This window comes from Schlesneria sp., assembly GCF_036405755.1.
GTDB classification, from domain to species: domain Bacteria; phylum Planctomycetota; class Planctomycetia; order Planctomycetales; family Planctomycetaceae; genus Schlesneria; species Schlesneria sphaerica.
The window spans coordinates 1-7301 of sequence record NZ_DASWWZ010000190.1; the positions used below are offsets into that span (position 1 = coordinate 1).

The 7301-nt window shown below is 54.2% G+C and carries 7 protein-coding genes; 3 read left to right on the forward strand and 4 right to left on the reverse strand.

Features of this window, described 5'->3' with window-relative positions:
• Positions 1 to 55 precede the first annotated feature (55 nt).
• Positions 56 to 622: a hypothetical protein gene (locus VGE80_RS06330; RefSeq protein WP_373650869.1), complete on the forward strand. Its 567-nt coding sequence runs from the start codon at positions 56 to 58 to the stop codon at positions 620 to 622.
• Positions 623 to 674: 52 nt separating this feature from the next.
• Here VGE80_RS06330 and VGE80_RS06335 read toward each other — a convergent pair whose 3' ends face one another.
• Positions 675 to 1580: an ISAs1 family transposase gene (locus tag VGE80_RS06335; RefSeq protein ID WP_440592065.1), complete on the reverse strand. Its 906-nt coding sequence runs from the start codon at positions 1578 to 1580 to the stop codon at positions 675 to 677.
• A complete protein-coding gene (locus tag VGE80_RS06340) occupies positions 1581 to 2042 on the reverse strand; it encodes an ATP-binding protein (RefSeq protein WP_440592066.1) in 462 nt (153 codons plus the stop codon). It abuts the gene before it with no gap.
• Between the two features lie 50 nt (positions 2043 to 2092).
• Here VGE80_RS06340 and tnpC point away from each other — a divergent pair, with 50 nt between their 5' ends.
• Positions 2093 to 3526: an IS66 family transposase gene (gene tnpC / locus VGE80_RS06345; protein ID WP_440592067.1), complete on the forward strand. Its 1434-nt coding sequence runs from the start codon at positions 2093 to 2095 to the stop codon at positions 3524 to 3526.
• A 317-nt stretch (positions 3527 to 3843) separates the two neighbouring features.
• Here the strand turns inward: tnpC and VGE80_RS06350 are convergent, their stop codons facing one another.
• Together VGE80_RS06350 and VGE80_RS06355 are read right to left on the reverse strand one after the other, a co-directional pair.
• Positions 3844 to 4425: a hypothetical protein gene (locus VGE80_RS06350; protein ID WP_440592068.1), complete on the reverse strand. Its 582-nt coding sequence runs from the start codon at positions 4423 to 4425 to the stop codon at positions 3844 to 3846.
• 281 nt (positions 4426 to 4706) lie between these two features.
• The gene (locus VGE80_RS06355; protein WP_440592069.1) at positions 4707 to 5516 is read right to left on the reverse strand and encodes an MBL fold metallo-hydrolase; all 810 of its coding nucleotides are present in this window, start codon (positions 5514 to 5516) and stop codon (positions 4707 to 4709) included.
• Positions 5517 to 6610: 1094 nt separating this feature from the next.
• On the opposite strand from VGE80_RS06355, the gene VGE80_RS06360 reads away from it, so the two are divergent.
• A partial coding sequence (locus VGE80_RS06360; RefSeq protein WP_440592070.1) for an aconitase family protein occupies positions 6611 to 7301 on the forward strand: 691 nt, incomplete at its 3' end.

Here is a 7301-nt window from a genome sequence, read left to right on the forward strand (position 1 = left end):
TGACTCGCGAGTAAGTATCCTACCACATGTCTACGTTTACCACAAGAGATCGCCAATGCTACGTTTATTTTACGCAAAGCTACAGTATCAATCATCGATCGGCGTACTTTTCATTATCCTTGCTGGATGCGTTCCGGTTGCTAGTTCTCCTGAACCAGCGATGACTGCCGGAGAATTAAACGCGCTGAAAGATGAGAAGAGTACAGACAAACAGGGCACTGTGATGCCTAAACTACATCCGACAATCCAAAGCCTTGAGGGCGTGTGGCGATTTCCGGCAGCAAGTGGAGAACTTGAGCGTCATCAGGAACTCGGGTTGTATCACACTCTTTATTCCTTTCAGCCTCCAAGACGATTTGAAGTGAAGTCAACGTACTACGAGACGGTTGTTGACAATGATAACCCAGATAGCAGTCCGCTGGTTACATATGAATTGCTCCGCGAAGGCGATATAGACATAAGCTACGGCTCGTTCATTTTTGAGGGCGTCACATACACTGCCTCCTTCGAAGATGAGTCGACACTCTTGATTACCTTGAAGCCCGATGGCGAGGGCGAACTTGAAAGATATCGATGTCATAAGCTTCCCTCAGATTCTATGGCACCGGTTAAGTTGCGCTAGTGGGTGATGGAATTGCGTGAGTGTGTCGCGCCCCCCCCAGGGCAATCGAGCGTCAATCTCCTGTAAAACCAGCGAGGAGTCGTTCAAATGCGGATTCATCCCAGCCACAGATCTTTCGTTTGCCTCGAATACTTCCTTTTATCGAAGTGTCCTGTTGCAGAATTGTGAGCGCGAGTCTGCGAAAAACGGAACTGATTTCCGGGCCCGTTCCTTTGTGAATTCGGCTCGAATCTTCTGTAAATGTTACATCCAGGATGTAGTGTTGTGAGTTCTCGATGCTCCAGTGCGAACGGAGGATATCGCGGTGTTTGCGAACCGTGGATGACAAACTGCTGATGAAACAGCTCTGCCATTCGCCCTGTTTGTGACCCACATTGCGTGTCCGATAGATCGCACCGATGGTCTTGATGTTTGGCCATCGGGAAAAGATCTTCGATTTCTTGGGAACCGGCATCACGACCACGTCACGCGTCTCTTCTCGACCGTGGTTATTTTCCTTCGATGAACATTGTCGCAATCGGGAGTTCTGCTTCTCAAAGGCTTCGGTCAAGGCTTCACAGATCTCTGCTCGCAGCGATTTCTGGTTCCCCTTGACGGTGAGCACATAGTCTGCCCCCTTATCAATGATTTTGGCGGCTGTTTCGACCTGACAATGCATCGCGTCGGCCGTGGCAATTGCCCCCTTCAAATCGAGGAGGTCAACCAATTGCTGCACGGCCGGGATCTCGTTGGATTTGTCGTCAACGGACTTCAATCCCAAGCACATTTTCAGACCGCACGACCATGCCGAGACCGAGTGCAATGCGCTCTTCGCAGACGCTTGGTCGAAGGAGCCGCAAAGCGTCTTCCCGTCGAAGGCGTCGATGGGCGCCTCAAACGATACCACTCGGGGGCGCCTCAAACGATACCACTTTATCCGTTGGTGTCTTAACCACTGAAAGTGGTTCCGTTTGATCACTTATTCTTCGGCTGCGGACCCGGTGGGCGCTTTGGTACTTTTTGGTACCTTTTCAGATTTCTCAAGGCGATAACTTTTACCGGTGATTTGCACGACTTCCGCCCGATGCAAAAACCGGTCGAGAATGGCCGTCGCACTGGGGACGTCCCCGATCAATTTGCCCCAATCATCGAGCGGTCGATTGCTCGTCATCATCGTTGATCGAAGCTCGTGACGACGCATGATGATTTCGAACAAGTATTCACCGGAGCGCTTCGGCAACTGCTTCATCCCCATGTCGTCGATGATCAGCAGGTCCGGCTTCAGATAACGCTGTAGAAGCTTTTCATGGCCGTCCATTGCCTCATCGTGAAGGAAGTCACGGACCGTGTCGAAGATCGACCGGTAGTAAACCGTGAAGCCGGATCGGATCGCGGCAACGCCGATTGATTGGCATAAATGACTCTTTCCGTAACCGTTCACGGGGCGGGATTGCTCTTTTCAGGAAGATGAGAATTTGAGACACCATTCTCATGAATCCGACGCCCGAAATACCTGCTGAGCTTTTAGCCGAGATGACGCCCGCAGTGCGCGCGTTTGTCGAGTCGTTACTAGCGAGCATGGAGCTTCAGCGGGTCAGGATGCAGGCGGAGATTGACGAACTGAAAGCGCAGGTCAAACGACTGACCCCACAGAACTCGTCGATACCTCCCTCCACTCAGCATCCCCATGCTCGGGCAACTCCAAAGCCCAAATCCAAGTCGAAGAAAAAGCGGGGAGGTCAACCGGGACACAAGCGTATCGTTCGCGAGCTTGTTCCGATCGAACGTTGTGAGGAAGTGATTCCGCTCCTTCCCGAAAACTGCCGACGTTGCGGTGAAGACCTTGACGGAACCGATCCGGAACCGATTCGCCATCAAGTCTGGGAACTGCCGAAGATCGAACCGATGATTCGGGAATACCAGCGACATCGACGGACATGCCGCCGCTGTGGAACGAGCACTTGTGCCGCATTGCCTGCGGGTGTGCCAAGCGGCCAGTTTGGTCCAAAGCTGCTCGCATTCACGGGATTGTTGATGGGGCATTTCCGTCAGAGCAAACGTCGTGCAGCCCTGTTTCTATCGGATCTGCTGAACATGCCATGCTGTCCAGCAGCCACCGTGAAAATGCAAAACCGCGTATCACAGGCTCTCGAGCAGCCCTACGAGGACCTGAGGGCGTTGCTGGCGAACGAAAAACAATTGAACATGGACGAATCTCCGACGAAACAGGCCAATCAGAAAGCCTGGTTGTGGACGGCGGTCTCTCCGAGGTTCGCCGTATTTGCCATCTTCGCCAGCCGAGCAGCAACGGCGCTGCCAAAACTTCTCGGCGATCAGTTCAAAGGGATCATCAACTGCGACCGGGCAAAGATGTACTGGCAAGCGGAGCGACTGCAATGGTGCTGGGCCCATTTGAAGCGAGACTTCCAGTCACTGATCGATCATCGCGATCACCAAGTCAAACGTCTCGGCCATGACTTAATGCGACCGGTCGATCACCTATTCCTGATCTGGCACAAGTATAAGTCGGGTTCCCTTTCGTGGAAGACCTTTCAAACTCAGGTGCGGCCCCTCTGCGAAAAGGTTAACAGTCTTTTGCTTCGCGGAGTCTCCAGTGGGAACAAGCGTTTGGTCGGAACGTGCCGCGAGTCGTCCAATCACCGCAAGTGGCTTTGGACCTTTACTGAAGTCGAAGGCATCGAACCGACCAATAACGTCGCGGAGCGCGCACTGCGGCCCGCAGTCATCTACAGAAAGCTCTCGTTCGGAACGCAGAGCGAAAAGGGCAGTCGCTTCATCGAACGAATGCTGACCGTTTCGGAAACCTGCCGCCTCCAGAAACGATCCGTCTATCAGTGGCTCACACAAGCTGTCGAAGCAAGTCTATCTGGTCAACAAGCACCATCGCTTTTCGACAAACACTGAACACGAACGTCTCAGGCCGTGAACGGTTACCCCCGATCGAAGCTCCTGCGCCAATACCACCGCCGGTGCCAATTCCCGTTACGGTCACTCCGGCAGCAGTGAGCGCAGCATGTGTGCCCGAACCTGCTGCCCCAGCTTGTGCCGAACATTACTGGGACAAAGCATATTCCGTTGACACACCGGTTCGGCGTTTTTTGACGACAGAGTCGAGAGAATTTGTAAGACGCTGCTACCACTCCCGGGCAGTGCCAGTGACATTAGAGTGTTCTATCATGAAAACGTGCCGTATCCCCGCGCCCCGTGCTTCCGAAACAGCATCAACTTTCGACTAATCTCCATTCCGTATCGAACCACTTAAGTCTCTTGGCACCCACAATCTCGCCTCGCTGCACAGTTGGAACCAACCACCGCTCCAAAGCGTCATCGAAATTCCAGGCGACCGGCTCTAGTTGATACGAAGAAGGCCATTCACCCGGAGATCTTACCATCTGCACTTCATAAATCACACCATTTTCAGCAGCAAATATCTCTGACGTGTCATCCAACGTCCCGATCGAATACAGCCCGTGCGGATAGAGTGCAGTTGTAAACTGAGTATGACTGTCGTCAGGGTCTTCTAGATATGGCATCCCAACCACAACCGTCACATCCGGCTTGTGAACGAACGTGGCATTGCTAATGCGCAATTCCCCAAACTCAGCAAATATAGATCGCGCAACGCTGTGCACCGCCTCGACATTGCACGCTGGCAAAAGGAGTTGCCGCCCTGGAAACCATGATGACTTCCGCAGTGACACATACGCTGCGATGCTAAATCGGGACTGTTGACGGGCCTCCTGTCGATACTTCACCTGCGGAAACAGCACCGCACACAATCTTTGCAATAGCCCTAACGACATAATTGGACTCTTTTATTCTGGTACTCAGAGTGAGATCAAATCACTACACAGCTCGGCTGCCTGAAAGATCATTTGGGGCGACGTTTCGCCAAAGTTAGCGTCAATTGGGACATAGCGCTTCTCGTCGTAGCACGTCGCACAACCATTAGAGAACCACCTCGGGGCGTCGCTCGGCTGCTTTCGTCGCGGCGATTTGCTCCGGGCTGACTTGTTTCGACCTTTCAGGCCGGGCGATCGCGAGTGGGAATTCCCCTTGATGAAGGTCGGTTCTTAAACCGGAATCATTGCCTGATCGCCTGTAGATACCGCTCTGCCGAGGATTTGACGGCGGTTTTTCCATTTCGCTCGATGACCATGTCCCAGAACGCGCCGTAGATGCGATCATACGGAAACGGTTCTACTGCGTTCACAATCTGCTCGATTGCTGCCGGGCCGAGGGGTATGTGATTGGGATAGCTGTACATGAAACTGACACTCTTCCTGTCCGCGACGACCTGGATGATATCCCCGGAGAGAAGGACTCCCCTCCCCTCTGCGCCGCCCCCCCAGTGAAGGACGGATCCCCCCGCGAAGTGTCCGCCGCAACGAATGAGCGTCAGCCCTTCGAGCAGTAGCCGGGTCTCTCCCTGCCAGAAGTGGATGCAGTCGTCGGGCCGCATGACCCACTGTCGGTCGGCTGCGTGCAGATAGACCGGAATGTTCCCGAATGCGCGGCTCCACTCCACAACATTGGAGTAGTAGTGCGGGTGCGAAATTGAGATTGCCGCCAGCCCTCCCATGGCGTTGAGCATTTCCACGAGCGCGCCGTCGAGCAGGGGGATGCAGTCCCAGAGGATGTTTCCGTGCGGTGTGCGGAGAAAGAACGCTCGCTGCCCGATCCCGAATTGAGGCTCGATGCCGATACTGATCAACCCCGGCTCTTCGAGCTTGATCGTGGTGTGATGTGATTGCCGCAGTTCGGACGCCGTGGTCCACCGCTGGCCCGACTTCTTCACGTACTGCCGCTCATCAGTGCAGATCAGACAGAACTCCGGGGGCTGCAGTGTCTCGGCGTACTGCGTGCCGCACGTGGAACAGATGTAATGAGGCATTTTTTGTCCTTTCGAGACTGTCAGACGCGAACGACGAGACTCTATCCCGAAACGGAGGGTCCCGGCGAGCCAAACAGGGGGGCAGCGTTATGCTCTCTTCCAACTCAAGACATGGCAGAATTCAACGAGCGACTCAGTGAACCGACTGTGCGAGACATGATTTTCGGAATGAGCAGACTCCTGCCAGATCCCCCACGTACAGATGACCCCAACCGTTCTCGCCCAGAGAGTCTCAGACGGCGTTCGGAGGATTGGAAACGACAACTTGCGACAACATTGTTTGATGCTATGATCGACCGGTCTCCTGGAAGAATTGGAAACGGTTACCGCCACTTCTTGACCTGCGCGACCGCTGCTTAGGGCAGAAAACTGCGAAGATCTGGCAGAACACCACCGCCCTATCGCGGACGACGATGGAGTTGCGGAGTTGGATGGGTGCTCTGAGGTGGTGCCGCAGAGTGCGTTGGTGAGGATCTGGCGATCGGACGGCGTGCACGGATCGAGCCGATGTTGTCCCGAAGTGGGACGCTGGCGCAGGGTGGTATTCTGTTGCCGCCAGGACGTCCGGAATCATAAAATGTTTTATGCAAAAGGATTACGAAGAGAACAACCACTCCGTCACGCCCGAAAACGGTCTCTTCGATTAGATGCTCAAGGTGCTCAACATGCTCAAGCTGAGCATCTAATTGAAAGTGCCTGAAAAATAGTGGTTTGGTCAATTAGGTGCTCAAGATGCTCAACCGCGTGCAGCGCGCATTCACTCGTGTGGGGGAAGCGAGTTGTGATGGATGTCGCGACAAATTCGGCAGGAAGTGACGCTCTTGGCAGAAAGGTGTCATGGAAGAATGCACGACCATTCGGTGACAACGACATTCAGCCCATGGGCGGAACTGGTTGCGGCGTCGGCGGCGTCTTGGATTTCTGCCGCACCACGCGAACTTGGAAAGGGATTGGGATCTCCTTACCCTGCCAAGTGATGCGTTGTGGTTTGTCAGCAGGATTTGGCCGTGACAGCATTCGCATGACCGCTGCGGACTTGCTAGACTGTGGGACGTTTCCGTTATTTTTCATTCAAGGAAATCGAGTTTCAGGATATGACCGACCGTCGCAACTTATTCAATAAAGTGTGGGATCTGCATTCCGTTCGTTCGCTTGCCGGAGGGCAGACGCAACTGTTCATCGGACTTCATCTGATCCATGAAGTGACGAGCCCCCAAGCGTTTTCAATCCTGCGCGACCGCGGGCTGAAGGTTCCCTATCCTGAACGGACACTGGCGACGGTCGACCACATTATTCCTACCGACGTGCAGTCTCGTCCGTTCGCGGACGGCCTGGCCGAAGAAATGATGTCGGCGATTGAGAAGAACTGCCGCGAGTTCGGCATTCGTCTGTTCGATCTCAAGGATAAACGACAAGGGGTCGTGCACATCGTCGGTCCCGAACAGGGATTAACTCAACCGGGCATGACGATCGCCTGTGGTGACAGTCACACCAGCACGCACGGGGCATTTGGATCGATCGCCTTCGGGATTGGGACCAGTCAGGTTGCCGATGTCCTTGCAACGCAGACGCTGGCACTCAGCCGTCCCAAGGTGCGAAAGATTGAAGTGACCGGAAAACTTCGCCCTGGGGTCTTCGCCAAAGACGTGATCCTGCACATCATTCGCAAGCTCGGAGTGCAGGGTGGCGTCGGTTATGCGTATGAGTACGCCGGCGAAGTCTTCGATCGCATGTCGATGGAAGAACGAATGACCGTCTGCAACATGAGTATCGAAGGGGGAGCCC